At 64.2% G+C, this 26,634-nt stretch carries 25 protein-coding genes and 2 tRNA genes; 17 read left to right on the forward strand and 10 right to left on the reverse strand.

What is annotated here, in order from left to right:
• Positions 1 to 97 precede the first annotated feature (97 nt).
• Complete coding sequence (locus HNQ95_RS08020; protein ID WP_067962802.1) at positions 98 to 1,270, reverse strand: ABC transporter substrate-binding protein; 1,173 nt, start codon at positions 1,268 to 1,270, stop codon at positions 98 to 100.
• 299 nt (positions 1,271 to 1,569) lie between these two features.
• Entirely contained in the window at positions 1,570 to 2,505 is a 936-nt protein-coding gene (locus HNQ95_RS08025; protein WP_067962799.1) for a LysR family transcriptional regulator, read from the reverse strand.
• 228 nt (positions 2,506 to 2,733) lie between these two features.
• Here HNQ95_RS08025 and HNQ95_RS08030 point away from each other — a divergent pair, with 228 nt between their 5' ends.
• From HNQ95_RS08030 to HNQ95_RS08040, 3 genes are read left to right on the forward strand one after another with little or no spacing between them, the layout of a single operon-like run.
• Entirely contained in the window at positions 2,734 to 3,891 is a 1,158-nt protein-coding gene (locus tag HNQ95_RS08030) for an FAD-dependent oxidoreductase (RefSeq protein ID WP_154385556.1), read from the forward strand.
• 46 nt (positions 3,892 to 3,937) lie between these two features.
• Positions 3,938 to 4,726 (forward strand): alpha/beta fold hydrolase, encoded by a 789-nt coding sequence (locus HNQ95_RS08035; RefSeq protein ID WP_182573826.1) that lies wholly within the window; start codon positions 3,938 to 3,940, stop codon positions 4,724 to 4,726.
• A 12-nt stretch (positions 4,727 to 4,738) separates the two neighbouring features.
• Positions 4,739 to 5,608, forward strand: a complete 870-nt coding sequence (locus tag HNQ95_RS08040) for an alpha/beta hydrolase (RefSeq protein WP_154385554.1) — start codon at positions 4,739 to 4,741, stop codon at positions 5,606 to 5,608.
• Between the two features lie 3 nt (positions 5,609 to 5,611).
• On the opposite strand, the gene HNQ95_RS08045 is transcribed toward HNQ95_RS08040, so the two are convergent.
• Positions 5,612 to 6,523, reverse strand: a complete 912-nt coding sequence (locus HNQ95_RS08045) for a LysR family transcriptional regulator (protein WP_067962785.1) — start codon at positions 6,521 to 6,523, stop codon at positions 5,612 to 5,614.
• A 186-nt stretch (positions 6,524 to 6,709) separates the two neighbouring features.
• Between HNQ95_RS08045 and HNQ95_RS08050 the strand changes: the two genes are divergently transcribed.
• From HNQ95_RS08050 to HNQ95_RS08100, 11 genes are all read left to right on the forward strand, one after another.
• Positions 6,710 to 8,143, forward strand: coding sequence for an NAD-dependent succinate-semialdehyde dehydrogenase (locus tag HNQ95_RS08050; RefSeq protein WP_154385553.1), 1,434 nt, complete (start codon positions 6,710 to 6,712; stop codon positions 8,141 to 8,143).
• Positions 8,144 to 8,180: 37 nt separating this feature from the next.
• Positions 8,181 to 9,140: a dihydrodipicolinate synthase family protein gene (locus HNQ95_RS08055; protein WP_154385552.1), complete on the forward strand. Its 960-nt coding sequence runs from the start codon at positions 8,181 to 8,183 to the stop codon at positions 9,138 to 9,140.
• Positions 9,141 to 9,185: 45 nt separating this feature from the next.
• Positions 9,186 to 9,731, forward strand: coding sequence for a 3-hydroxyanthranilate 3,4-dioxygenase (locus HNQ95_RS08060; RefSeq protein WP_067962779.1), 546 nt, complete (start codon positions 9,186 to 9,188; stop codon positions 9,729 to 9,731).
• 61 nt (positions 9,732 to 9,792) lie between these two features.
• Positions 9,793 to 10,962 (forward strand): ABC transporter substrate-binding protein, encoded by a 1,170-nt coding sequence (locus HNQ95_RS08065; RefSeq protein ID WP_067962776.1) that lies wholly within the window; start codon positions 9,793 to 9,795, stop codon positions 10,960 to 10,962.
• Positions 10,928 to 11,950: an MBL fold metallo-hydrolase gene (locus HNQ95_RS08070; RefSeq protein WP_182585779.1), complete on the forward strand. Its 1,023-nt coding sequence runs from the start codon at positions 10,928 to 10,930 to the stop codon at positions 11,948 to 11,950. Before HNQ95_RS08065 ends, HNQ95_RS08070 begins: the two co-directional genes overlap by 35 nt.
• Positions 11,951 to 11,977: 27 nt before the next feature.
• Positions 11,978 to 13,141 (forward strand): ABC transporter substrate-binding protein, encoded by a 1,164-nt coding sequence (locus tag HNQ95_RS08075; RefSeq protein WP_154385550.1) that lies wholly within the window; start codon positions 11,978 to 11,980, stop codon positions 13,139 to 13,141.
• A 78-nt stretch (positions 13,142 to 13,219) separates the two neighbouring features.
• On the forward strand, positions 13,220 to 14,134 hold the full coding sequence (locus tag HNQ95_RS08080; RefSeq protein ID WP_067962766.1) for a branched-chain amino acid ABC transporter permease: 915 nt from the start codon (positions 13,220 to 13,222) through the stop codon (positions 14,132 to 14,134).
• A 19-nt stretch (positions 14,135 to 14,153) separates the two neighbouring features.
• Positions 14,154 to 15,137, forward strand: a complete 984-nt coding sequence (locus tag HNQ95_RS08085; RefSeq protein WP_182573828.1) for a branched-chain amino acid ABC transporter permease — start codon at positions 14,154 to 14,156, stop codon at positions 15,135 to 15,137.
• Entirely contained in the window at positions 15,134 to 15,889 is a 756-nt protein-coding gene (locus HNQ95_RS08090) for an ABC transporter ATP-binding protein (RefSeq protein ID WP_154385548.1), read from the forward strand. Before HNQ95_RS08085 ends, HNQ95_RS08090 begins: the two co-directional genes overlap by 4 nt.
• Entirely contained in the window at positions 15,883 to 16,584 is a 702-nt protein-coding gene (locus HNQ95_RS08095; RefSeq protein WP_154385547.1) for an ABC transporter ATP-binding protein, read from the forward strand. Before HNQ95_RS08090 ends, HNQ95_RS08095 begins: the two co-directional genes overlap by 7 nt.
• Positions 16,571 to 17,392, forward strand: coding sequence for an aspartate dehydrogenase (locus HNQ95_RS08100; protein ID WP_182573829.1), 822 nt, complete (start codon positions 16,571 to 16,573; stop codon positions 17,390 to 17,392). Before HNQ95_RS08095 ends, HNQ95_RS08100 begins: the two co-directional genes overlap by 14 nt.
• 59 nt (positions 17,393 to 17,451) lie before the next feature.
• Here the strand turns inward: HNQ95_RS08100 and HNQ95_RS08105 are convergent, their stop codons facing one another.
• The 5 genes from HNQ95_RS08105 to HNQ95_RS08125 form a co-directional block, all read right to left on the reverse strand.
• Positions 17,452 to 18,354: a peptidoglycan DD-metalloendopeptidase family protein gene (locus HNQ95_RS08105; RefSeq protein ID WP_182585780.1), complete on the reverse strand. Its 903-nt coding sequence runs from the start codon at positions 18,352 to 18,354 to the stop codon at positions 17,452 to 17,454.
• A gap of 118 nt (positions 18,355 to 18,472) precedes the next feature.
• On the reverse strand, positions 18,473 to 18,880 hold the full coding sequence (locus HNQ95_RS08110; RefSeq protein WP_182573831.1) for an alpha/beta fold hydrolase: 408 nt from the start codon (positions 18,878 to 18,880) through the stop codon (positions 18,473 to 18,475).
• A complete protein-coding gene (locus HNQ95_RS08115) occupies positions 18,877 to 19,449 on the reverse strand; it encodes an alpha/beta fold hydrolase (protein WP_182585781.1) in 573 nt (190 codons plus the stop codon). Before HNQ95_RS08115 ends, HNQ95_RS08110 begins: the two co-directional genes overlap by 4 nt.
• Before the next feature lie 245 nt (positions 19,450 to 19,694).
• The gene (locus HNQ95_RS08120) at positions 19,695 to 20,066 is read right to left on the reverse strand and encodes a DUF3592 domain-containing protein (RefSeq protein ID WP_182573833.1); all 372 of its coding nucleotides are present in this window, start codon (positions 20,064 to 20,066) and stop codon (positions 19,695 to 19,697) included.
• 151 nt (positions 20,067 to 20,217) lie between these two features.
• A tRNA-Val gene (locus HNQ95_RS08125) sits at positions 20,218 to 20,293 on the reverse strand.
• A gap of 213 nt (positions 20,294 to 20,506) precedes the next feature.
• On the opposite strand from HNQ95_RS08125, the gene HNQ95_RS08130 reads away from it, so the two are divergent.
• Positions 20,507 to 20,583: transfer RNA gene (locus tag HNQ95_RS08130), tRNA-Asp, on the forward strand.
• 338 nt (positions 20,584 to 20,921) lie between these two features.
• Here the strand turns inward: HNQ95_RS08130 and HNQ95_RS08135 are convergent.
• Entirely contained in the window at positions 20,922 to 22,217 is a 1,296-nt protein-coding gene (locus HNQ95_RS08135) for a M23 family metallopeptidase (protein WP_182573834.1), read from the reverse strand.
• Between HNQ95_RS08135 and HNQ95_RS08140 the strand changes: the two genes are divergently transcribed.
• Positions 22,131 to 22,469, forward strand: a complete 339-nt coding sequence (locus HNQ95_RS08140) for a hypothetical protein (RefSeq protein ID WP_182585783.1) — start codon at positions 22,131 to 22,133, stop codon at positions 22,467 to 22,469. The genes HNQ95_RS08135 and HNQ95_RS08140 overlap by 87 nt on opposite strands.
• A 144-nt stretch (positions 22,470 to 22,613) precedes the next feature.
• Here HNQ95_RS08140 and bcp read toward each other — a convergent pair whose 3' ends face one another.
• Positions 22,614 to 23,081: a thioredoxin-dependent thiol peroxidase gene (bcp, locus tag HNQ95_RS08145; protein ID WP_067962714.1), complete on the reverse strand. Its 468-nt coding sequence runs from the start codon at positions 23,079 to 23,081 to the stop codon at positions 22,614 to 22,616.
• A 103-nt stretch (positions 23,082 to 23,184) separates the two neighbouring features.
• Between bcp and HNQ95_RS08150 the strand changes: the two genes are divergently transcribed.
• On the forward strand, positions 23,185 to 26,589 hold the full coding sequence (locus tag HNQ95_RS08150) for a YhdP family protein (protein WP_182573835.1): 3,405 nt from the start codon (positions 23,185 to 23,187) through the stop codon (positions 26,587 to 26,589).
• Positions 26,590 to 26,634: the final 45 nt, after the last annotated feature.

The raw sequence follows: 26,634 nt of genomic DNA on the forward strand, positions 1-26,634 counted from the left end.
CTGGCCACTGCTGCCGGGGCTGCAGGCCCCGTCGCGCATCTTGGTCGAGTGCGCGTCCCGGGACCACCCGCCCCGGGACGCGTGTCTCCTTTGTCGATCAGTCCGTCGGCATCTTGCAGTCGGCGGCGTAGCTGTCGCTGTGCGCCGTCAGCACCTTGCTCTCGGTCTTGAGCACCATCTTGCCGTCAGCGCCCTTTTCCGCCTTGAGCGAATACCAGTCCTGCACCGGATGCTGGTTGGGGCCGAACTTGAACGAACCGCGGACCGACGGGATTTCAGACGTCAGCAGCGCCTTGCGGAAGGCCGGCAGGTCGTCGACATCAGACTTTTCCAGGCCGGTGCCGATCAGAAGTGCCGCGTCATAGCCCTGGGCGGCGTAGTAGGTGATCGGACGGTCGCCGAACTTGGCCTTCCAGGCCGTGACGAAGTCCTTGTTCACAGGATTGTCGAAGTCGTCGTTCCAGTGGCTGGTGACCTTCACGCCGAGCGCGGCGTCGCCGACGGCACCGACGATGACCTGGTCGAGGGACGCCGGATGGACGACCATCGGGATGTCCTTGAGCAGGCCGGCCTGCTGGTACTGGCGCATGAAGGCGATGCCGAGGCCGCCCGGCTCGAACTCGTAGACGACGTCGGGTTTGGCGGCTCGGATCTGCGCCATCTCGGCGGCGAAGTCGGTCTGGTCGAGGCCGGTGTAGGTCTCGCCGACGACCTCGCCCTTGTAGAAGCGCTTGAAGGCGCCCATCGTTTCCTTGCCGGCCTGGTAGTTCGGCGCGATCAGGAAGGCCTTCTTGTAACCGAGCGACTGGGCAAGGGCGCCGGCGCTTTCGCCCTGGCTGTCGTCCTGCCACGAACTGACGAAATAGTTCGGGTGGCATTCCTTGCCGGCGAAGGTGGCGGATGCGGTGTTGGCGCTGACATAGATCGCGTCGCCGTCGAGAATGTCGGGCAGGGCGGCGAAGGCGACGTTGGCGAACACCATGCCGGTGAACAGCTTGATGCCCTGCTCGGACAGCATCTTGTCGGCGATCTGCTTGGCATTGCCCGGCTTCAGGCTGTCGTCCTCGACCACCAGTTCGACCGCCTTGCCGCCGAGCTGGCCCTGGTTGGCATCGATGGCGAGCTGGAAGCCGTCGCGGATGTCCTGGCCGAGATAGCCGGCGGGACCCGAAAGCGTCGTGATCATGCCGATCTTGAGCGGGTCCTCGGCATAGGCCGCACTGACCGACAAAGCCAGGACGGCGGCCGACAAGATTCCCTTGAAATGCATCAGATTATTCCTCTTCCCCAAAATTCCCGACCGCTCGGGCAAAGCCTCCGCAATCCTCGATCGCGGGCTGTGCCGGCCGTCGCAGTGGACGCTTCAAAGGGAGGGGCAGCAGGGCAGGCGGACGCTGCCCGTCGCCGGCGCATCAGCTCGCCGGTCGTCGTCGGGCAGAAACCGCAGGCAACAGCTGCTCCTCCGCAGTGTTGTCCAATCGCCCAAGCTTGGCCCAACCAGCATTCCGGTAAATGGAAAACTCGTCATCCAGCCATGACGTCTGGGAATATCAATCGTCCAGCGATTACTTATACGTCATGGCGCGCCAGGTCGGCGGCGGTGCGGCGCAGCGTCTCCACCAGCACTTCGGCCGCCGGCGACAGCCGCGCATTGGTCCGGGTGGTGATGCCCATCGGCATGGCCGTGGCGCGCAAGGTCACCGGCAGGATGACGATGGCGCCGGCGGCAGCCTCGCGGCGCGCCACCTGGGCGGGGAACACGCCGAGATAGTCGGCATCGATCAAAAGCGCCCGATTGGTCAGAAGCGAAACGGAATCCACCGCATGCGACGGCGGCTCGAGGCCTTCCTCGCGAAAGGCGATGTCGATCTGGCGGCGCAGGCTGGTTTCCTGTGGCGGCAGGATCCACTCCCAGCCAATCAGGTCGGCGAGGCTGAGCGCGCTGCGCTCGGCCAGCGGATGACCGCGGCGCGCGACGACACAGGCAATGTCGTCCATCAGCGTCTCCTGCACGACATTCAGCCGGTCGCGCTGCTCGGACAGGCGCCCGACCACCATGTCCAGCTCGCCGGCGCGCAAGGCCGGGATCAGCACGTCGTTGGTGCCCTCGACGATCTTGACCACCAGCTTGGGCCGTTCCTTGCGCAGCCGGGCGATGGCCGTCGGCAGCAATTCGGCCGAGGCCGACAGCAAGGTGCCGATGGCGACGCGGCCGCCGGTGCCGTCGCGCAGGTCGGCGAGATGCTCTTCGGCATGCGCCAACTGGGTGATGACGAGGCGCGCGTGCTCGGCCAGCGTGTCGCCGAACATCGTTGGCACGACGCCGCGATTGGTGCGGTCGAACAGCCTCGCCTTGGTCAGCGCCTCGATTTCCTGCAGCGCCTTGGTCACCGCCGACTGGGTCATGTTCAGCCGCTTGGCGGCGCGCACCAGATTGCCCTCTTCGACGATCGCCACGACCATGCGCAAATGGCGGATGGTGAGACGGCTGGTGACGAGTTTCATCGGAGCCTCACTTTCAAGTCGTTATGCCAGATTGATATTCCAAATCCTCATAGGAATTTCCAGAGAATTCACTTGTCTGAATGTCCAATCGCTGGAAACTTGGCTGGAGGAGGCGTTGGCGGCGCAAGGCGTTGCCAGCGCGCGGAGGCATTTTCGGCCTGAGGCGCCCCATTGCGGCCAGGCCCCAGACGTCGGCAGGATCTGCCGCACGGGGAGGACAATCCAGACATGACCGACAAAACCGGAACCAGGCGCCATGCGGAGATCGCAGGCGCTGGAATTGGCGGGCTCACCACGGCTGCCGCACTCGCCCAGCGCGGCTGGTCGGTGACGGTGCACGAGCGCGCGCCGAACCTGCGCACCTTTGGCGCCGGCATCTACATCTGGAGCAACGGCCTGCGCGTGTTGAAGGCCATCGGCGCTTATGACCAGGCCGTCGTCGGCGCCCATATCGGCCCGCAGTTCCACACCCGTGACCATGACAACACGACGATGGAGGAAATCCCCATCAACGGCCAGGGCGACGCCAGGCTGATCACCATCCTGCGCGAGCAGCTCATCAATTCACTGGTCGATACCTGCCGCCGCAGCGGCGTCGAGATCCTGACCAATTCGGAAGCGGTCGGCGCGACGCCGGAGGGCGAGCTGCTGCTCGCCGACGGCACGCGACGCAAGGCCGACCTCGTCGTCGGCGCCGACGGCATCAACTCGAAGCTGCGCGACTCGCTCGACCTGATGATGTACCGCAAGCATCTCGGCTATGGCGCCATCCGCATGCTGATCGGCCGCGACGACGCCGACGTGCCGGCAGAGGACCGCGACCGCTACATCGAATATTTCACCGGCACCCGCCGCATACTCTACACGCCGGCCAGCGCCACCGATCTCTATGTCGCGCTGTGCTGCGCCGCCGACGATGCGGCAGCGCTCAAGGTTCCGGCCGACCGCGCGCTGTGGACCCAATCCTTCCCGCATCTCGCCCATCTGGTCTCGCGCTTCGGCGATGCCGGCCGCTGGGACGCCTTCGAGGTGGTCAAGCTCAAGAAGTGGAGCAAGGGCCGCACGGCGATCCTGGGTGACGCAGCACACGCCATGCCGCCATATCTCGGCCAGGGCGGCGGTTGCGCCCTGATGAACGGCCTCGGGCTTGCCGCCGCCGTGGCCGATGCGCCCGACATCGAGCAGGCGCTTGCTGCCTGGGAAGAGCGCGAACGCCCGATCACCGAACATACGCAAGACACCGCCGAGCGGCTCGGCGACATGAATTTCTGGCCCGACGAATTGCGCTCCGAGGTGATGAAGATCACCGGCAAGAGCCGCGAACTCGGCGCCGAGCGCATGAAGACGGCGCGTTATCAGCCGACCGCCACCGAGCCGCTCGCCTGACCAGCAAACATCGGGTGCTGTGCGCCCCAGACTTCGGAGACTTCAGATGAAATCCATCCAGATCGGCGCCAACACGCTGTCCTACGACGAGGCAGGCGAGGGCGAGGTTCTCTTGTTGCTGTCGGGCTGGTGCCAGGACCACCGCCTGTTCAAGACGCTGGCGCCCGAACTCGCCAAGACCCATCGCGTCATCCGCCTGGACTGGCGCGGCCATGGCGAGCATCGCGAGCATGACGGCGACTTCACCGTCGACGACCAGGCGTCCGACGTCGCAGCCTTCCTCGACAAGATGAACATCGACAGGCTGGTGCCGGTGTCGACCTCGCATGGCGGCTGGGCCAATATCGAGGTGACCGATCGTCTTGATGTGGCGCGCATCCCGCGCACCGTCGTCATCGACTGGATCCAGACCACGCCGAACGAAGACTTCTTCCGTATGATCGACCACATCCAGGATCGCACCAACTGGGAAAACGGCCGCGGCGATTTCTTCAACTACTGGATCGGCGACACCGAGAACCAGGACATCGTCAATCACGTCAACAACGAGATGGCCAAATACAGCTTCGAAATGTGGGCGCGGTCCGGCCGCGAGATCGGCAAGGCCTACCGCAAATGGGGCAACCCGATGCAGCGCATGGCGGCACTGAAGGACAAGCGTCCGATCACCCACATCTATTCGCAGCCTTTCGAGCCGGAATATGCTGAGGCGCAGCTCGATTTCGCTGCCGGCAACGACTGGTACAAGCCCAACAAGCTGCCCGGGAGAACGCACTTCCCTACGCTCGAGCAGCCCAAGGTGGTGGCCGACACCATCCGTGCCTTCGTCGCCTGACAGGAGGTGTGCATGAGCGTGCTTGCCGAAGAAGCCAACTGGCCGCGTGACGTCCTCGACCGCGACTATGGCGCGCGGGCGTCCGTGACGCCCGAGGTCTTCGAGGCGGCAATGCGTGACTACCGAAGCCGTTCCGAGGAGATGCGGGACCATGCCACGCATCTCGACGTCGTCTACGACGAAGAGAGCGGCCAGACGATCGACATCTACGGCACCTCAGGCGAGGCGCGGCCGGTGTTCGTGTTCATCCATGGCGGCTACTGGCGCATGCTCTCCAAGCACGATTCCGCCTTCATGGCTGATATGCTGGCGACGAACGGCATCGCCACCGCCGTGGTCGATTACCGGCTGGCGCCCGAGGCGTCGCTCGACGAGATCGTGCGCGAGGTCAGGGCGGCGATCAGCTTCCTGTGGAAGAATGGCCGTGCGTTCGGCATCGATCCTGCACGCATCCATGTCGGCGGCAGCTCGGCCGGCGGACATCTGACCGGAGCGGTGCTCTCGCGCGGCTGGCATGACGAGGCAGGTGTGCCGGAGAACGTCATCAAGGGCGCGCTGCCGATCAGCGGCCTGTTCCAGCTCGCGCCGATCTCGAGATCCTTCGTGCAGGACTGGATCAAGCTGGACGACGCGGCGGTGAAACGGCTGAGCCCCGCCGCCAACCTGCCCAGGGTCGGCTGCCCGATCGTCGTTGCCTATGCCGATGGCGAGCCCGACGGCTTCCGGCGGCAATCGACCGCATATGACCAGATGTGGCGCGAGGCTGGTTTTGCCTCCGAGCTGATGGAAATCCCCGGCCGAAATCATTTCGATGTCCTGCTCGACCTTGCCTCGGAGGACACGGTCCTGTCTCAGGCCTTGCTCCGCCTGATCAAGGGCTGAGCCTTAGCTGGCGTCGCGCGGCGTCAATTGCTGCGCGTAGCGGCGCACGACACTGGCAAAGGCCGAGACGGCAGGCGACACCGAGCGCCCGGTGGCGTGGATCAGCGACACCTCGCGCGAGATGGTCGGTTCGGCCAAGGGCTTGCCGGCGACCTTCCTGAACCGCGCCGCCGCCAGCGCATAGGTGGGCAGAACGGCGATGCCGAGGCCGGCTTCGACAAGCGCGATGGCCGTCGTCACCTGCGTCACCTCGAAGGCCGGCTTGAACGGCATCTGCGCCATCTCGAAGCCGACCTCGACCAAGAGCCGGATGCCGCTGTCGCGCGTCAGCGTGATCAGCGGCTGGTCCGCCAGGGCCGCCCATCTGACCGTCTCCGCGCCAAAGAACGGACTGCGGTGGTCGCAGAACAGCATCAGGCTGTCGCGCACCAAAGACAGCCTTTCTATGCCGTCCTCGGCCGGAGAAAAGGTGCCGAGGCCGCAATCGGCCTGGCCGCTGCGCACGCTGTCGACAATCTGCTCGGTGCCGACGTCGGCAAGTTGCACCGATATGCCGGGATAGCTCTTCTGGAACTCGGCAATCGCCTGCGGCAGCACCACCGAGGCGAGCAGCGGCGGCGCGGCAATGCGCAGGCGTCCGCGCCGGCGTTCGGCCAGCATGTGCACGCCTTCCACCGCATGCTCCAGTTCCTCGATCACCTTGGTTGCAGAGTTCTGGAACTCGCGGCCGGCATCGGTCAGCTCGACCCGCCGCGTGGTGCGGTCGAACAGGCGCACCGACAGTTCCGCCTCGAGATCGCGGATTGCCTGCGACAGCGCCGGCTGCGCCGTGCCCAGCCGCTTCGAGGCGCGCGAAAAGCTGCCGAGCTCGGCGACCGCCAGGAATTGCTGGATCTGCTTGATGGTGATCTTCACTGATGTCTCCGCGCACGGCTCCGGCGGCCGGCCTCTTGCGTCGCAAACTTATACAGAAAACAGTCTTAATTTATCAGATAAATCCATCTTGTCGATATAATGGTTTCCGTCGATGTTGGCACCAAGACGCACGGGCCGCTGCCCGGAACCGTCGAACTGATGCCAATTGCGAAGCCGAGGCGCCCGATGTCCAACTACCCCGATCTCCAGCTTTACATCGGCGGCGCCTGGCGGCGGACGGCGGAAACGCTGCCTGTCATCAACCCGGCTGACGAGAGCGTGATCGGCGCTGTTCCCGTCGCATCCACCGGAGATCTCGACGCTGCGCTCGAAGCCGCCGAGCGCGGTTTTGCCGTCTGGCGCAAGACCTCGCCCGCCCGCCGCGCCGAGGTGCTGCGCAAGGCGGCTGCACTTCTGCGCGAGCGCATCAACGAGGTTGCCACCGACATCACCCGCGAGCACGGCAAGCCGTTCCAGCAGGCGCGCCTCGAAGTCATTCGCGGCGCCGAGTTCTTCGAATGGGATGCCGGCGAAGCGCAGCGCACCTATGGTCGCGTTATCCCGAGCGAACCGGGCATCCGCTACATCGTCCATCACCAGCCGATCGGCACTGTGGCGGCGTTCTCGCCATGGAATTTCCCGATGAGCCAGCCGGCGCGCAAGATCGCCGGCGCCCTGGCCGCCGGCTGCTCGATCATCATCAAGGCCGCCGAGGAGACCCCGGCAGGCTGCCTGCACATCGCACGCGCCTTCCATGATGCTGGCCTGCCGGCTGGCGTGCTCAACCTCGTCTTCGGCATTCCGGCGCAGATTTCCGAATATCTCATCCCGCAGGAGCAGGTGCGCCTGATTGCCTTCACCGGCTCGACCGCCGTCGGCAGGACGCTGACCGGCCTTGCGTCCCGTTATGTCAAGCCGACGCTGATGGAGCTCGGCGGCCACGCCCCTGTCATCGTCTGCGACGACGCCGATCCGGTGAAGGCCGGCATTGCCTCGGCCATCCGAAAGGTGCGCAATTCCGGCCAGGTCTGCACCTCGCCGACGCGGTTCTTCGTCCATGAGAGCGTCTACAAGCCGTTCACCGAGGCCTTCATCGAGCGCGCCCGCGCCGTCAAGGTCGGCAACGGACTGGAAGAGGGTGTCGAAATGGGCCCGGTGGCCAACCATCGCCGCGTCGAGGCGATGGAAATGCTGGTCGCCGACGCCGTCTCGAAGGGCGCCAAGCTTCTGCTCGGCGGCGAGCGGCCGCGCAACAGCGGTTATTTCTATCCGCCGACGGTCCTCGCCGATCTGCCCGGCGATGCCCGTGTCATGCGCGAGGAGCCGTTCGGCCCGCTGGCGGTGATCAATCCCGTCTCCTCGCTCGAAGAGGCGATCGAGAAGGCCAATGGCGTGCCTTTCGGCCTCGCCGCCTACGCCTTCACCAATTCGGCCGCCAATGTCGACCAGATCACCGACGATCTGGAAGCCGGCAACGTCTCGATCAACACGCTGGAGGCCTCGGTCGCCGAGACGCCGTTCGGCGGTGTCAAGGAGAGCGGTTTCGGTCGCGAAGGCGGCGCCGAAGGCATCCTGCACTACACCGTGATCAAGAACGTTTCGCACCGCATGGCAATCTAGCCGAAGCCCGCAATCGCCTCGTAAAGGTTCGCATTCGATGAAGTACGACAAGAAGACCGCCAAGGCCCATTCGAGGGCGACGATGAAGGGCATCTGGGCTGCCGCCCTGATGCCGTTCAAGGACGACCTCTCGATCGACGAGGACGGTTTCCGCAGCAATGTCGATCACTGGATCGGCGACCTCGGTATTGACGGCTTCTTCATTGCCGGCAAGCAGGGCGAGTTCTTCTCGATGTCGCTCGACGAGCGCAAGCGTTGCTTCGACCTCGCCGTCGACGCCTGCGCCGGCCGCGCCCAGACCATCATGTCCTGCTCCGACCAGAACATGGACGTCGTCATCGACCTCGCCAAGCACGCCCAGAAATGCGGCGCCGACTACATCGTCGTGCACGCGCCGATCCTGCATTTCTTCAAGGAGCAGGACGAGACGCTGCTCAACTACTATCGCACCATCGCCGACAAGGTGGACATCGGCATAGCCCTCTGGAGCCATCCCGACAGCGGCTATCTGATGAGCCCCGAACTGTGCAACAAGCTCGCCGACATCGAGAACGTGGTCGCCATCAAGTATTCGGTGCCGCGGCCGATGTATTCCGAACTGACCCGGCTTGCCGGCGACCGCATCCTCGTCAGCACCGCCTCAGAGGAGGAGTGGCTGGACAACATCCTCGAGCTCAACTGGCAGCTCTATCTCTGCTCGTCGCCGCCTTATCTGATCCAGACCAAGCACGACAGGCGCATGCGCGAATACACCGACCTTGCCTTGTCAGGCAAAGCCGAGGAAGCACGCCGCATCCGCGACAGCCTCGACCCGGTGCGCGCAGCACTCAAGAACACGCGCCCGGCCGAGAAGCCGCATTCGCACCAGAAGTACTGGCAGGAGCTTCTGGGGCAGGCAGGTGGACGCGTGCGTCCGCCGCTGCTCGAACTGACCGAGGACGAAAAGCGCGCCACCCGCGCCGCCTTCGAGGCATGTGGGCTGAAGACTTCAGCCTGACCGATCAATCCGACGCTCGCGCGCCGACCCAAAGGAGGAACGACAATGACCAGACGCCTTTCGGCCTTCAGCTTCTCGAAGTGGATCGACGAGCACGCCCACCTGCTCAAGCCGCCGGTCGGCAACCAGCAGATCTGGGAAGACGCCGACCTGATGGTGACTGTCGTCGGCGGCCCCAACAAGCGCACCGACTATCACGACGATCCGGTCGAGGAGTTCTTCTACCAGCTCAAGGGCGACATGATGCTCAAGGTGGTGGACAACGGCAATTTCTACGACGTGCCGATCCGCGAGGGCGAGATTTTCCTGCTGCCGCCGCATGTGCGCCACTCGCCGCAGCGTCCGCAGGAAGGCTCCATAGGCCTGGTCGTCGAGCCCAAGCGCAATGACGGCCTGCTCGACGCCTTCGAATGGTACTGCTTCGAGTGCAACGGGCTGGTCAAGCGCGTCGAGGTCACGCTGAAGAGCATCGTCCGCGACCTGCCGCCGATCTATCAGGCGTTCTACGCCGACGAGAAGGCGCGCACCTGCCCGCAATGCGGCGCGCTGCATCCGGGCAAGACCCCGCCGGAAGGCTGGGTGAAGCTCTAATCCGACCGCATTGTCACAACGGTTCGCCCAGGAGTGGGCCGCTCCAGCTCAGGATCCAGGCATGAAACTGAAGTCTTCGCTCATGGCCTTCGCGGCTGCGTCGCTTTTCGCCCCGGGGGCACTTGCACAAGACCCGGTCAAGATCGGTATGATCACGACGCTTTCCGGACCGGCTGGCTATCTCGGCCAGGACGTGCGCGACGGTTTTCAGCTGGCGATCGACATGGAAGGCGGCAAGCTTGGTGGTGTGCCTGTCACCGTGCTGGTGGAGGACGATGGCCTCAAGCCAGGAAATGGCCGGCAGATCGCCGACAAGTTTCTGAACGACGAGGGCGTGAAGCTGTTCACCGGCATCGTCTTCTCGAACGTAGCTGGTGCGACGGTGCCCGAGATCGTCGACGCTGACGCGATCTTCGTCAGCCCCAATGCGGGCCCGTCCGAATTCGCCGGCAAGGGATGCCACCCCAACTACTTCGTTCTCTCGTGGCTGACCGACACGATGCAGGGCAGTGCAGGCCAGAATGCCACCGATCTCGGCTACACCAAGGCCTTCGTGCTGGCACCCAACTATCAGGCCGGCAAGGACGCCATCGCCGGTTTCAAGCGCTACTTCAAGGGCGAGATTTCGGGTGAGATCTATACGCGTCTCGACCAGACTGACTTTGCCGCCGAGATGGCGCAGATCAAGGCGGTTAATCCGGACGTTGTGTTCCAGTTCCAGCCTGGCGGCCTGGGTATCGCCTTCCTGCGTCAATACCAGCAGTCGGGTTTGCTCGGTGCCGTGCCAATGGTCATTGCCGAGCCGTCGATGGACCACGCCATCCTCAAGGCCGTGGGTGAGGCGGCTGCAGGTTTGAACGTATCGGGTTCATGGAACACCGACTTGGACAACGAGACCAATCGCGAGTTCGTCGCCAAGTTCGCAGACACCTACAAGCGCACGCCGACCATGTATGCGGCGCAGGGCTATGATACGGCGCTCGCCATCGCCTCGGCGCTCAAGCAGACGGAAGGCGATGTCGAGGACATCGAGGCCTTCCGTGCGGCGCTGCTCAAGACCGAGTTCAAAACTACACGCGGCAGCTTCAGCTTCGGCAAGAACCAGCATCCGGTTCAGGACTGGTACGCCATGCAGGTGGTCAAGGACGCCGCCGGCGAGATGACTCTCAAGACCCGCAAGAAGCTGATGAGCGCGCATGGCGATCCGTTCGCCGGCGAATGCGACCTTTGAGGCGGCTTGCGGCATGAAGGTCACGCGTCAGCGCATAGGTGAACTTGGCATCGAACTGGAACAGCTTCACGCTGGTCCAGTCACGGTGACCTGCATTCCCGGCATGGCCAATGTCGCCTGGCCGGCAAAGGCGATCTTCGCGGGGCTTTCCCGCGAGGATCTGGAAGCCGCTGCCAGGCGCTCGCCCGCAGGCACTGTCGATCCGGAAGCCGAGACAGTGGCGCTCAGCTTCAACTGCTATGTCGTCGAGACGTCTGATTACGTCGCGCTGATCGACGGCGGCATCGGTGACGGCAAGGAGCGGCCGCACCGGCCGGCCTGGCATCGCCGCGAAACCCAGTTCCTCCAGACCTTGTCTGCGCTCGGCATTTCGCCCGAGCGCGTCGACATCGTCATCAACACGCATCTGCACGCCGACCATGTCGGCTGGAACACGAGGCGGGAAGGCGAAACCTGGCGGCCGACCTTTCCAAATGCGCGCTACGTCGTCGCCCAGACCGAACTAACCCACTGGACCAAGGTCCACGAGGCCTCGGTCGACGGCAATACGCTGCATGGCGCCTTCGCGGATAGCGTGTTGCCCATCATCCGGTCGGTCGGCTTCGAGGCGGTGGCTTCGGACGCCGAGGTGGCGGCAGGCCTGCGGCTGAAGCCGGCGCCGGGACATTCGCCCGGCATGGTGGTGGTCGCGCTCGACACTGAAGAGTGCGAGGTGCTGTTCCTGGCCGACGCCGTGCATCATCCGTTGCAGCTCGGTGACGACGGCATCGTCTGCAACTTCTGTGAGGATCCGGTCGAGGCGCGGACGACGCGGATCGGCCTGCTCACCGAGGCCGCCGCCAACGCGACCGTGCTTGCGCCCTACCACTTTCCCGCCCCTGTCTTCGGCCGGCTCAAGGCAGAGGCGGCTTCGTTCCTGTTCGTGCCTCTCGACATCGAGGCAACCGACCGGCTTGCGACCGACCTGGCAATCAACAATGCGCGCTGAAATGCGCCGATCAGAGGAGAACTGAGGATGAACGTGAGGACAACACTTCTTGCCGCATCGATCGCAGCCTTTGCGACGTTTCCGGCAATGGCTGCCGATCCCGTCAAGATTGGCATGATCACCACGCTGTCAGGCCCTGCCGGTTATCTCGGCCAGGACATCCGCGACGGCTTCATGCTGGCGCTGGAGGAGGGCAAGCTTGGTGGCGTGCCGGTCGAGCTGGTTGTCGAGGATGACGGGCTGAAGCCCGGCCAGGGCAAGCAGATCGCCGAGCGCTTCATGGGCGAGCAAGGCATCAAGCTGTTCACCGGCATCGTCTTCTCCAATGTCGCCGGCGCCACCGTTCCCGACATCGTCGACAACGACGCCTTCTATGTCAGCCCCAACGCCGCGCCGTCGAACATGGCCGGCAAGGAGTGCAACCCGAACTATTTCGTCGTCTCCTGGCAGAACGACAGCCTGCATGAGAGCGCCGGCCAGAACGCCACCAATCTCGGCTACAAGAAGGCCTTCGTGCTGGCCCCGAACTACCAGGCCGGCAAGGATGCCATCGCCGGCTTCAAGCGTTACTTCAAGGGCGAGATCGCGGGCGAAATCTACACCCGCCTCGACCAGACCGATTTCGCCGCTGAACTCGCCCAGGTTCGCGCCGCCAAGCCGGACGTGGTGTTCCAGTTCCACCCCGGCGGCCTCGGCATCACCTTCCTGCGCCAGTACGAGCAGTCGGGCCTGATGAAGGAAATCCCGATGGTCGTGGCCGAGCCGTCGATGGATGGCGTCACTCTTGCCGCCGTTGGCGATGCCGCCATCGGCCTCAACGTGACCAGCCACTGGAACGCGGACTTCGACAACGCCGCCAACAAGAAGTTCATGGACGCCTGGAACAAGGCCTACGACCGTCCCGTCACCTATTACGCATCGCAAGGCTACGATGCCGCCCTGGCTTACGCCTCGGCGCTGAAGGCCACCGGCGGCAGCCTCGATGATGCCGACGCCTTCCGCGATGCCCTGCGCAAGGCCGACTTCGAATCCGTGCGCGGCAAGTTCGCCTTCGGCCCCAACCAGCACCCGGTGCAGAACTGGTACGCGCTGAAGGTCGAGAAGGGCGATGACGGCAAGCCGATGCTGAAGACCGTCGGCGAGGTCCTCAAGGACCATGGCGACGCCTATGCCGCCGAGTGCAAGTTGTAACCTCTATCGGCTCGCGACGGCGGGCGGCAGCGGTGCCGTCCGCCAGTTTCCCCGTTTTTCCAATCGAAGCGACAGGCGATGACGCTCTTCCTCGAACAAATGCTGAATGGCGTGCAATTCGGCGTCATGCTTTTCCTGCTGGCAGCCGGCCTGACGCTGATCTTCGGCATCATGGGCGTGATCAATCTGGCGCATGGCTCGATCTACATGATCGGCGCCTATGCCGGCACATGGGCGGCCGCAGAGACCGGCTCATTCTGGCTCGGCATTCCGGCAGCGCTTGCGGCCGCAGCCGTCACCGGTGCCGCGATCGAATTCCTCGTCGTGCGCAGGCTTTACCAGCGCGACCATCTCGACCAGGTGCTGGCGACCTTCGGCCTGATCCTGATCTTCAACCAGACCATCACCATCCTGTTCGGGCGCCAGCCGCTGTTCGTGTCGATGCCCGAAATGCTCGGCGGGTCGGTCGAGCTTCTGCCCGGGCTGGTCTATCCGGTGTACCGCCTGGCGATCATCGCCGTCGGCCTGCTGGTGGCGCTCGGGCTCTATCTGCTGATCAACAAGACCCGCATCGGCATGCTGGTCCGCGCCGGCTCGACCAATCGCGAGATGGTGCGCGCGCTCGGCGTCGACATCCGTCTGCTCTACACGCTGGTCTTTGGCCTTGGCGCGCTTCTGGCCGGTCTCGCCGGCTTCATGGCCGGTCCGATCCTCGCCGTCCAGGTCGGCATGGGTGAGCAGATACTGATCACCACCTTCGTCGTCGTCGTCATCGGCGGTGTCGGCTCGATCCGCGGCGCCTTTTTCGCCAGCCTCATCCTCGGCGTCGTCGACACCGGCCTGCGCGCCTATCTGCCGGGCCTTTTGCGCCAGGTCATGGTCGGCCCGGAAGCCGATGCGCTCGGCGCCGGCATCTCGTCGATGGGCATCTATCTCTTGATGGCGATCGTCCTCCTCATCAGGCCGAAGGGCCTGTTCATCCGAAATTCCTGAACCAGGCGCCGACATGCCCATGGAAAAGTCACTCAAGCGACCCGCCTTGCTTGCCGGCGTGCTGATCGCACTGATCGCACTGCCCGCGGTCGCCGACGCAACCGGCTATGCCGCGCTGACGTCGCTCGCAACCCGCGTGCTGATCTACGGCATTGCCGCCGCCAGCCTCAATTTCGTGCTCGGCTATGGCGGTATGGTCAGCTTCGGCCACGCCGCGTTCTTCGGCATCGGCGGCTATGTCGTCGGCATCCTCTACCAGCATTATTCGCTGGGCGAGCCGCTGTTCGGCTTCATCCCCGGCACCAACCAGCTGTTGATCACCATTCCGGTCGCGCTGGTGATATCAGGCCTGATGGCAGCGCTCATCGGCGCACTTTCTCTGCGCACCGGCGGCGTGCAGTTCATCATGATCACGCTCGCCTTCGCGCAGATGCTGTTCTTCCTGTTCGTCTCGCTGAAAACCTATGGCGGCGACGACGGCCTGATCATCCGCCGGGCCAACGAACTGCCGGGCCTCAACATGCGCGACAAGCAGACCGTCTATTATGTCTGCCTTACGGTCACGGTGGCGTTCTTCTTCGTCCTGTGGCGCATCGTCAATTCGCGCTTCGGCAACGTCATCGTCGGCCTGCGCCAGAGCGAAAAGCGCATGGCCGCGATCGGCCTGCCGGCCTACCGCTACAAGCTGATGGCCTTCGTCATCTCGGGCATGGGCTGCGGCCTTGCCGGCGCGCTGATGGCCAATTTCCTGCGTTATGCCAGCCCCGACATGATTCACTGGACCAAGTCGGGCGAACTGATGGTGATGGTCATCCTCGGCGGCGTCGGCACGCTGTTCGGCCCGCTGCTCGGCGCCGCCGTGTTCATCGTGCTCGAATCGATCCTCGCCTCATGGACGGAGAACTGGCAGCTCGGCCTCGGCCTGATCCTGTTGTTCGTCGTGCTCTACACACAAGGCGGCGTCCAGGGGCTGGGCACCAGGCTTTTCGGGAGGCGCGCATGACTCCGGTCCTCAACGTCCAGGGCATGGTCAAGCGTTTCGGCGGCCTGCTTGCCACCGATCACGTCGACCTGACCGTCAAGCCGGGCGAGATCCACGCCCTGATCGGCCCCAATGGCGCCGGCAAGACGACGCTGATCTCGCAGCTGATGGGCGAGCTCAGGCAGAACGAGGGCACGATCGAGCTCGATGGTGTGCCGATCACCACGCTGCCGACTGCCAGGCGCGTGTCGATGGGCCTGGCGCGCACCTTCCAGATCACCTGCCTGCTGCCCGACTACACCGTGCTCGACAATGTCGCCATTGCCGTCCAGGTGCGGCAGGGCCACAGCTTCCGCTTCTGGGGCAACGTCCGCCACGAGCACCAGCTCGGTGAAAGCGCCCGCGGCTTCCTCGATGCTGCCGGTCTTGGCGACCGGGCCGGCGAACTTGTCGCAAACCTGTCGCATGGAGAGCAGAAGCAGCTCGAGCTTGCCGTGGCGCTGGCCACAAAGCCGCGCCTGTTGCTGCTCGACGAGCCGATGGCAGGCCTTGGCCATGTCGAGAGCCAGCAGATGATCGAGATGCTGCGGGGTCTCAGGAGCCAGGTCTCGATGCTGCTCGTCGAGCATGACATGGAGGCGGTGTTCGCGCTGGCCGACCGCATCTCGGTGCTGGTCTATGGCCGCATCATCGCCACCGGCACCGTCGACGAAATCAGGGACAATCCCGAGGTTCGCACTGCCTATCTGGGGGAGGGAGACGAGTTATGCTGAGCGTCGCCGGACTGCAGTCGGCCTATGGCCGCAGCCAGGTGCTTTTCGACGTCGCGCTCGAGATCGGCGATGGCGAGGTGGTGACGCTGCTCGGCCGCAACGGCATGGGCAAGACCACCACCGTCAAGTCGATCATGGGGCTGCTCAAGCCGCTGTCGGGCGAAGTACGATTCACCGGTCGCGACGTCTGCGGCGCCACGCCCGAGACGGTCGCCCGGCTCGGCGTCGGCCTGGTGCCCGAGGGGCGACAGACCTTCTCGACACTGACGGTCCGTGAAAATCTCGTTGCCACCGCCGCCAATCGTCTCGGCCGCAAGGACCCGTGGACGCTGGAACGCGTCTATGCGCTGTTTCCAAGGCTGAAGGAGCGCGCCGGGCAGGCTGCCGGAACCCTGTCGGGTGGCGAGCAGCAGATGCTTGTCGTCGGCCGCGCGCTGATGACCAATCCCAAGCTGCTCATCCTCGACGAGGCGACCGAGGGCCTGGCGCCGGTCATCCGTGCCGAAATCTGGGGCTGCATCGAGGCGCTCAAGGCGGAAGGGCAGTCGATCCTTTTGATCGACAAGAACCTCAACGTGCTGAAGCGCCTGGCCGACCGCCACTATATCCTCGAAAAGGGCCGCACCGTCTGGTCCGGCACCGGCGAGGACCTGACCAACAATGCCGAGCTGGTGCAGAGCTATGTCGGTCTCTGAGTCTCGCCGGTTGCGGCTGTGCTTCGTCGGTTGGGGGGCGATCGCCTCGCGGGTGGGCGAGCTGCTCGCCGAGCGGCAGCCGGCGGGCGTGGAGATCGTGGCGGTTGCCGTGCGCGATCCCCAGCGCCAGCGCACCGCGCTGCCGCAAGGTGCGCGCCTGATCGGCGGGCCGGACGAGCTCGCCGGGCTCGACGTCGACATGGTGATCGAGGTGGCCGGCCGCCCGGCGGTCGCCATCTGGGGCGAGGCGGCCTTGCGCCATGCGTCAAGTTTCGTCGTGTCCTCGGCAAGCGCATTCACCGATGACGCGCTGCTTGGCCTTCTCCTGGCTGTCGCCGAGAAAACGGGCAGCCGCATCGTCGTTCCCTCGGGCGCGCTCGGCGAACTTGGCGCGCTCGCTGCTGCCTCGGCGCTGCCGCTGGACGAGGTCCAGCACACGATCGTCAAGCCGCCGCTTGCCTGGAAGGGCACCCGGGCCGCCGAGATGATCGACCTGGACAGGCTGGCCAGACGCATCGAGTTCTTTGCCGGCACGGCGCGCCAGGCTGCGGAGGCATTTCCGCAGAATGCAAACGTCGCCGTCATCTCGGCCTTGTCGGGCATCGGCCTGGACCGTACGCGCGTCGTGCTGGTCGCCGATCCCTCGGCCGCGCGCAACATCCACGAGATCAGTGCCGCCGGCGCCTTCGGCAAGCTCGATCTGAGACTGGAGAACGAGCCGCTGAGGACCAATCCGAAGTCCTCCGAGATGACTGCGCTCAGCCTTGTGCGCCTGATCGAAAACGCGGTTGCGCCGTTGGTGCGCTGAGCGCCAAGCCAGGGTTCTGCCCGCGCGCCGAGGCGACGATTTCCTCTGCTGGTTGCCTTCTACCTGATGATGAGCGTGTTGCGCACCGGGATGGTGTCATCGAACGACATCTGGACGCCGGTGCCGGAGCCCGCATCGACGGCGTGGACGTGCAGATGCGGTTCGGTGCTGTTGCCGGAATTTCCGACCTGGCCGATCGGAGCGCCGGCAACGACCCTGTCGCCGGCCGCGACCGCAACGCTGCCCTTGCGCAGATGGGCAAGCTCGACATTGAGATCGCCGCAGGACACCACGACATGGTTGCCGGCGGCATTGTCGCGGTCGGCCGCCGGTGGTGCAAGGTCGGGCAGCCCGTCCACCGCGGCAAGGATCGTGCCTTCGCACGGGCTGACCACCGTCTTGCCGAAGACGACATAACGCGCGGGATCGTCCGGCAGCAGCCCCGACGCCCGGAACCCCAGTGCGTTGACGGCGGTGATGTCGAGGGCATGCCGTTGTGCGGCGTGGTCGCTGTGATGGTTGAGCACGCCGATCGTGCCGCCATGCGCGACCACGAAGTGCCCGCCCTCGAGCGGAAAAGTGAAGTCGCGCGGATCGTGCAGGCCGACAACACCGATCATGACATTGGCGAGTGCGGCGCCGAAAACCACTACCGAGGCCAATGCCGCGATATGCCTGCTGGAGATCGGGGAGCCGTCCGCGGGCAGCCAGGGCTTGCGCAGGTGTCGCCAGGCCGAGACCGCAGCCACAGTCGCGAACAGGCCGACCAGCGCGATGCGGCTCCACATCCCGGCAATGTCCCATCGCGCCACGATCACGACCAAGGTCACCAGCACAGCACTTTCAACCAGCACCAGCAGCCAGCCCAGTCGGCTGGGCTCGTCGAGCCGCCACAATCGCCAGCAAAGGGCGAGCGGCACGGCGAGGGAGACGAAGGACATCACGGCGACGACAGCAAACATCGCCTGGAGATAGGAAGCGGGGGCAGCGTTGCGAGGGTGAATTGTGGGCGCGCGATCACGGCAATATGCGCGCTGGTTCCTGGGTCGCAGCAGTCATCAGGGCTCTGATTCCGCCTTGCTACAGGGCAGCGGGTGCTGGAGTTTCGGCAAAGAACGCAACCAGCAGATCGCTGACCTCGCGAGGCTTGTCCACTGTCAGCGTATGTCCGGCCTGTGCCAGCAGCGAAACTTTGCAGGCTGGAGCATTGGCGCGGATACGCGCCGCTGCTTTGTTGACGTCGTAGAGCGCATCATCTTGCCCCAGCAGGAACAGGGTTCGCGCCGGCAAACGTTGCAGATCCTCTGCTGACAGCCTTGGCGGCGGCGGTGGGCTCTGCCGCTGCGACTGCCAGCGCGTGACGAAATCCTGCATGACCAGCCCAGTCGGTTGCGGCGCGTGCGGCGATGAGATCAGGCGATAAAAGCTGCGAATCCTGGAGTCTGTTGGAGCAATGGTCGCCACAACCGCCCTCAGCATGAAGCTCAAACGCAGCGGCTCGATAGGGGCGGCGCGAGCAATGCCAGTCCTGACACGCGTTCGGGGTGTTTGAGCGCAAAATCGGCGGCCAACCATGAGCCGAAAGACGCACCCGCCAGCGCCGTTTGTCCAAGACCGATGCCGTCGAGCACTTGCGCCAGCCAGCGGACATGGCCGCCCGATGCATAGGCTGGTCGCGCGCCTGTGCTCCTGCCGACGTCGCCGATGATGTCGAGAGCATAGACGCGGAACGTCGCAGCGAGCGCAGTGATGTTGTGAAACCACATCGTCGCGTTGCCACCCCCGCCATGCAGCAGCACCAGCGGAGACGCCGTCGGATTGCCGGAAGCGATGAGATGGGCCTTGCCGAATTCGGTATCGATGAAACGGCTTTCATAAGATACCGGCCATCGCGCCAGCAGTGCATCATAGTCGTCAAGAACCCTGTCCCTGGCCGCGTCGGATTTGAAGGGCGACTGAACTGGCATCAGAAATTCTCCCAAAGCTTGCGGCGGCAGCCAAAGCTGCTTCATGCTGTCGAGTTGTTCGAGGGTGTAAAACAGCGTCAATTTGCTCATATGGCGCCATCAACATTGCGAGTTCATTGCGGTTCTTGCCTTGCCAACTGCCGATGCACACACCGTGGATTGTGAAATGCACCGTTCCGCGGACGAGGCGAATGCGCCCGGCCAAAATCAAGGATCTGCAGGGGCTATTGCGAAAGGCTGATCAATCAGACAGGCAGTCGCTTGGCAGACAAAGCCGCATTTCGAAGAGATGCGGCCTGCCTTTCCAATGTCGCGTCAACGGCTTTCGCTTCCGGCTATGACGCTGCCTTGCCCAGGGCCTTGCGTGCGTCCTCGACCAGCCAGGCCGGGGCGCTGACGCCGGGCTTTGCGGGCAGGTAGACAAGCTGGATCGGCCCGCCTTCCTCAAGCTCTGCCCATTTGCTGCTGGCCACCGTGGCCGCCCGGCGATGCTCGACCCCGTCGGCTCCGACATAGGAAAAGGCGATCCGCCGCCCCATTGATCCGGCCTTGCCCGTCCCGGTGCGGAATTTCCTGACCACAATGCCTGTCACCGGCAGGCCATGACGCGCCAGCTCGCCAAACTGCATGCCGCGCCACACCAGCGCGCCGACAATGGCAAGCGTGATGATGATGACCGGCAGGAAGGCATAGAGGAGAAAGCCCATGGCGGCAGTCTAGCGCCGAGTTTGGGGGAGGCAACGTGGAGATGCCGATGTCGCCTGGGCGATGCCATGCCGGCAGTTGCCGCCTTGTCAGGTCCGGCACTTCGCACATCCAGCCGCGAAGCCAGAAATCATCGCAATATCAGAAGGAAAATGGTGGGCGATGACGGGCTCGAACCGCCGACATCTTCGGTGTAAACGAAGCGCTCTACCAACTGAGCTAATCGCCCCAACCGGGCGGACCAATAAGCGGTTCGCCTGTGATCCGCAAGTTCAAATGCATGCCGTTGCGGCAGGTCGAGGCGTCGGAAAGCCCGGTTTTGTGGACATCGAAAAATAGACGACAAAGTTTGTCGATTATCTCTTCGATGTCGCTTGACACTCCCCATCGAACCCCGTAATTCACCGCCAACGACGCGGCGCCCAGCGCCAACGTCCAGAGCGCGGGTGTAGCTCAGTCGGTTAGAGTGCCGGCCTGTCACGCCGGAGGTCGCGGGTTCGAGCCCCGTCACTCGCGCCAGTTTTTCAAAGGCTTAGCCTTTGCCGACTGATCCTCTAGATGAAGGTTTCAATGCCTTCCCTGAAGGTGCCGGGAACTGAGGATCCATCCCAATCTCCACACATATCCGCGCAGCCGCATGTCGTCGATATGCAACTGCGAATCGCGTCGATGGAACGGTCCATCGCCGGCGATTCGTGCCGGCAGGAGAATCACCCTGTGGGACTGTTTTTTCGCTCGCGCCTTTTTGCGGAATGATTCTCTACTTCGCGCAGATTCGCCGAGCACACGGCACCGGATGCATGAAGCGCGCGACAGGGGGATGCCTGAGCCTGTGGATGACCGGCGGCTGCCTCGGCTCAGAGATACTGGCCGAGCTTCTTGCCGGTCTTGATGAAGCGCAGCGGGTCGACCGCCTCGCCGTCGCGCCGCACTTCGTAGTGCAGATGCGGGCCTGTCGAGCGGCCGCTGCTGCCGACCTCGCCGATTTCGTCGCCAACCGCGATCTCCTGGTCGGGGGCGACGAGGATCTTGCTGAGATGGGCGTAGCGTGTGGTGAAGCCGCCGCCATGGTCGATCTCGACCATGCGGCCGTAGCCGCCGTTCCAGCCCGCCTTGGTGACGATACCTGCGGCCGTGGCGCGCGCGGGCGAGCCGTAGGGGGCGCGGAAGTCCATGCCGGAATGGAGGGCGGGCGTGCCGATCAGCGGGTCGGTGCGGACCCCGAAGGTGCTCGAGATCGAGCGGCCGGCGGCCGGATTGGCGAGCGGCAGCTTGCGTGCTTCCGTCTTGAGGCGGTCCAGCATGTCGAGCGCTGCGTCGAGCTCCTTGACCTTGCTTTCGAAGGCGATTGGGCTGTCGAAGGCCATCGGGTTGTCGAGTGGCACCAGCGGGCCACCCACGCCCGTTTTGCCGAGTTCCCCCGATTTTTCCGTGGAGACGGGCAGGCCGGCATTCTCCAGTGCGTCGGTGATCGCACCTGCGGTCTGGTAGGCGTTATCGGCAAGTGCGCCGATGCGCTTTGCCTGATCGTCCTCGATGCTGCGCAGCGACTTGTTGATGGCGACGAACAATTTGTCGGCCCGGTCGGCCCGGCTTTCGCCATCGGGCTCGGCGGTCCGTGTCGACCAGAACGAGAACGGGCGCACCGCTGCAGTGTCGGCCGCCGCGTAGGCGAGGGGTTGATCGATCGTGGGCGTGATGTCGGCGCGTTCGTCGGTCTTGCCGGCGGGCGCGGCGTCAGTCACCTCTGAGGCTGCCGCCTTGTCGAGGACCGGGCCAAGCCTGACATTGCGCTGGCTGAGCTGCGATTGCCGTTCGAGCAGTTCGCTGACCTTGGTTTCCATCAATTGCTGGTCGAGCAACTGGCGGCTGGTGATGCGGTCGACCTGGGCGCGCAGGGCCGAGATACGGTCTTCGTAAGCGTGCTGCATGCGCGCCTGGCGGGCGGTCGCGGCACCGATCAGGTCGTCGCGTAGCACGAGATAGGACGTGGCCGTGAGGTAACCAATGGCGATCGCGGCGAGCGCCGAACCGGCTGCTGCGGCCACCCATGGGCGTATTGTGAAGTGCCGGATCTCGTTGCCGCGTGCAATGATGACGGTATGGGGCTCTTTGCGCCTGCCGAAAACGGCGGCCTGATTTGCTGCTTTCACCGGACCGAACTCTCATCACCAACAGCGACGATCCGATTACACATTATTAGGGTTAACAAAGCTTTGCCCGCATCGGCCCGGCGGCCTGCTTCCCGGATGGGCAACGACAAGAAAAACCCGCCACAAAAAGATATGGCGGGTTCCTGTCTGTCCAAGTCATGCGATGAAAATCTTGCGCCGGATATGATAACGCAACACTATACGCGACCGGACTTTATTTTGATATTGTCGACTGGTCCCGATCTAACGTAGGAAAAGCCAGAGCAGGATGATGATGGGGATGGGAATGCCAAGCATCCAGAGGATGACGCTGCGGAACATCTTTCTTCTCCCGTTGATGGTCGTCTGGATGAGAACGTCGGGAGCGGGCATCGGTTCCGCAGCGGGCGATTTTCGCTAGAGCGCCTTCACCGCCTCCAGCACTTCGGCGGCATGGCCTGATACCTTCACCTTGCGCCAGATCCTCGCGATCTTGCCGTCGGCACCGATCAGGAAGGTTGAGCGTTCGACGCCCATATACTTTCGGCCATACATGGATTTTTCGGTCCACACGCCATAGGCCTCGAGCGCCTTTCGCTCTTCGTCGGCAACCAGATCGATGCCAATTTGGTGCTTGGCCTTGAATTTGTCGTGTTTCTTGGCGCTGTCGGGCGAAACACCGATGACCACCGCGCCAGCCTTTTCGAACTGAGGCTTGAGCTGGGTGAAGTCGATCGCCTGGGCGGTGCAGCCCGAGGTATCGTCCTTGGGATAGAAATAGAGGACAACAGGTTTGCCGCCGAAGTCGGAAAGCGTCAGAATGCCCCCGCCGTCGCGCGGCAGCGTGAATTGCGGGGCGGTTTGGCCTGTCTCGAGTTCAGACATATCGATACCCTTGTTTGAAGTTACGGGGTGAGCCGGCAAGGATGTCAGGTTAAGAATGCCGGACTTGGATTCGTCCACGACCGAAACGACTACGGGACATAGCGTGGATCAGGAAGTGCCCCGGCACGAGAAAATCCGGTTCAGGCGCGATGAGATTACCGATCTCGGCGCCATGCCGTCGGCTGCGGGCCAGGAACTGCCGCGTCCACGTATCTCCGTGCGGCGGCGTGCCGGCCATTGCGCGCTTGCCGCGGTGGCTGTCCTTGGCTCGCTCGTGCTTCTGGCAATCATCGCCATCGAAGCGCTCAGCTACTCCGGTTTCGGCCAGGACAGGCTGCGTGCAGAGGCTGAACATGCCATCGAGGGCCTTGCCGGCGTCGATGTCGACGTCTCGATGGGGCAGGCGCGGCTGACGCTCGATGGCCTCAGGCTGATCGCGGTCGAGGTTCCCGACGTCAGGCTCACCCGCGCGGATGGCTCGCCCATGGCCGAAGCCGGCCTGATGCGCTTCGGCATCCGGCTCGTGCCGTTGCTCACCGGCAATGTCCGCCTCGGCAATGCCGGCATTTCCGATGCAAGGATCGTCGTCGATGCGATGCCGGCCGGCGGCGGTTCGGACTGGAGTTCCGTGCTGCGCAACGAGCAGGGCCTCGTCGATCCGCAGAAGCTGCTGGACGAGACGTTCCGGGGCATTCGCCGCGGCTTTGACGCGGTCCAGTTCGATGCGATGCGCGAAATCGCGCTCGGCAATGTCGATTTCGTCCTGCCTTCCGGCGGTGAGGTCAAAGTCGTGCGCGTCATCGACGCTTCGCTCGCCAAGACCCGCTCTGGCGAGCTGCGTATCGCTGCCAATTTCGACGTCGATGGCCGCGATGTCGAATTGGCCGCCGCGGCCCGGCGCGACAGCGCCGCCAATCGGGTCGCAGCCCTCGATGCGACCGTGTCGATGAGCGACCCCTTCGCCGGCAAGGCCGACATTCCGGCAGCCAAGGCAAGCCGCATCGGCTCTGCCGAACTGACGATCACCGGACAGGAGGGCATCGGCGGCGACGGTTCCGAACTGATCGCCAAAGGTTCGATCGGCAAATCCACATTGGATCTGCACGAACGCGGCCAGCTTGTCGGCGACGTCACCGTCGACCTTCGCCTTGCCGGCGGCGAAAACAAGCTCGACATCCGCAAGCTGCTGGTCTCGACCGGCCGTTCGACATTCGATTTCACCGGCGGCTTCGGCCCGCGCCCGGCGACCGGCAATGCTTCCGACAATCCAGCCTATCGCTTCGAGCTGATCAGCCGCGACTCGCGCCTGGCGCCTGATGAATCGCCCGAGCCGGCGCTCAGTTTCCTGGCGCGGATCGCCGGCACCTACGACGTGGTCACCAACACGCTCGCTGCCGAGCAGATCGGCCTGAAATCAGGACCGGGCGGCGAGGCGCTCGGCAAGGCGTCGGTGCAGTTCGTCGACGGCAAGGCGCCCGGCATCTTTGTCGCCTTCACCATCCATGACATGTCGGTCGCGCATGTGAAGCAGCTGTGGCCGTGGTTTTCGGCCCGCAATGCCCGGCTCTGGGTGCTGCACAATCTCTATGGCGGCCGTGTCGTCGACGGCAACGTGCAGTTCGACGTCAGGCCCGACCGTCTCGGCAACGGCGTGCCGCTCAACGCCCAGGAAGTGTTCGGTCGTTTCGAGATCGACGGCTCGCGCTTCGACGTCGCCGGCCGCATTCCGCCCATTCGCGATGCCAGGGGCATCGTCGAGTTCCACGGCAACGACGTCGACGTGTCCTTGTCCCAGGGCACCGTCTTCATGCCCAGCGGCCGTACCGTCGCCGCCAGCAACGGCACGCTGAAGGTCGTCAAGGCCAATGTCATGCCGGTCATCGGCTCGCTCGATATCGATGTCGATGGCAGCGCCGATGCAATCGCGGAACTCGCTTCCTATGAGCCGATCAATGCCATGCGCCACGTCGGCATCCTGCCGGAGGAGCTGACGGGCGACGTCACCGGCAACGTCAAGGCCGACATTCCGCTCACCAGCGGCATCGACACCGACAAGCTCGATTGGAAGGTGGCGCTCGATTATGACGGCCTGGCTGTGGCCAAGGAGTTCGACGGCCAGAAGCTGTCCGACGCCGACGGCAACATCACCGTCACACCAGACAAGGCCGTCATCGTTGCCAAGGGCAAGCTCAATGGTGTTCCGGCGGAACTCGACCTTGTCGAGCCGCTGCGCGACAATGGCATCGATAAGCAACGCAATGTCCAGTTCGTGCTCGACGACAAGGCACGCAACGCGCTTGTTCCCGGCCTGTCCGACATGCTCTCGGGAACCATCAAGGTCGATGTCGAACAGCCCGAACCCGGCAAGCGCCACATCGTGGCCGACCTGACCGCGGCCAGGCTCGATCTGCCATGGGTCGGCTGGAGCAAGGGGCCGGGCATATCAGCCGAGGTGTCGTTCACCATGACGTCGGATGGCGACAGGTCGACGCTGTCCGACTTCAACCTCGACGGAAAGACATTCACCATCACGGGCGACGTCGCGCTCGCCAATGGCAGCCTGTCTTCGGCGCGCTTCAACAAGGTGCAGCTCAACCGCGGCGACGACGTCGCGGTCAACATCAAGCGCTCGGGCAAGGGTTTTGCGGTCCAGGTCAAGGGCAACTCGCTCGATGCGCGCGCGCTGATCAAGCAGTTCATGTCCGACGTCGACAGTGCGACGAAATCAGCCGGTTCAAACTCCATTTCGGTCACTGCCAATGTCGACACTCTGGTCGGCTTCAGCGGCGAGAAGCTTTCGGGCGTTACGCTCGAGTATTCGGGCTCCGGCTCAAAGGTCGGCGGGCTCAAGGTCGACGCGACAGCCAGTTCCGGTGGCCAGATCACCGTCAGCAACGTGCTTCAGGGCGGTGGCCGCCGCCTCGACGTGCGATCCGCTGACGCCGGCGCCATCCTGCGCTTCCTTGACGTCTATGCCCGCATGCAGGGCGGATCGCTGGCGCTCGCGCTGGAATCCTCAGGCGACGGGCCACTCAAGGGCCAGGTCGATGTGCGCGAATTCGTCGTCGTCGATGAACCGAGGCTGGCCTCGATCGTCGCCAGCAAGCCGGCCGGCGACAATCGCAGCCTTAACCAGGCGATGCGTAAGGACATCGACGTCTCCAAGGTGAGGTTCGAACGCGGTTTCGCCCAGATCGACAAGCGCTCGAAGTACCTGGCATTGGACAAAGGCGTCCTGCGCGGGCCGCTGATCGGGACGACGTTCCAGGGCACGCTCTACGACCAGCAGGGCCAGATGAACATGACCGGCACCTTCATGCCGGCCTATGGCCTCAACCGCATCTTTGGCGAGCTGCCGCTTGTCGGGGTCATTTTGGGCAACGGACGCGACGGCGGCCTGATTGGCGTTACCTACAAACTCTCGGGCGATGCCAACGCGCCCAAGCTGCACGTCAATCCGCTGTCCGCGATCGCGCCCGGTATCTTCCGGTCGATCTTCGAATACTGAGCACGCAGGCGGCACCTGTCCCCAGACATGAAAATGGCCGGCATT

The sequence above is a fragment of the Aminobacter ciceronei genome, from assembly GCF_014138625.1.
GTDB classification, from domain to species: Bacteria; Pseudomonadota; Alphaproteobacteria; order Rhizobiales; family Rhizobiaceae; genus Aminobacter; species Aminobacter ciceronei.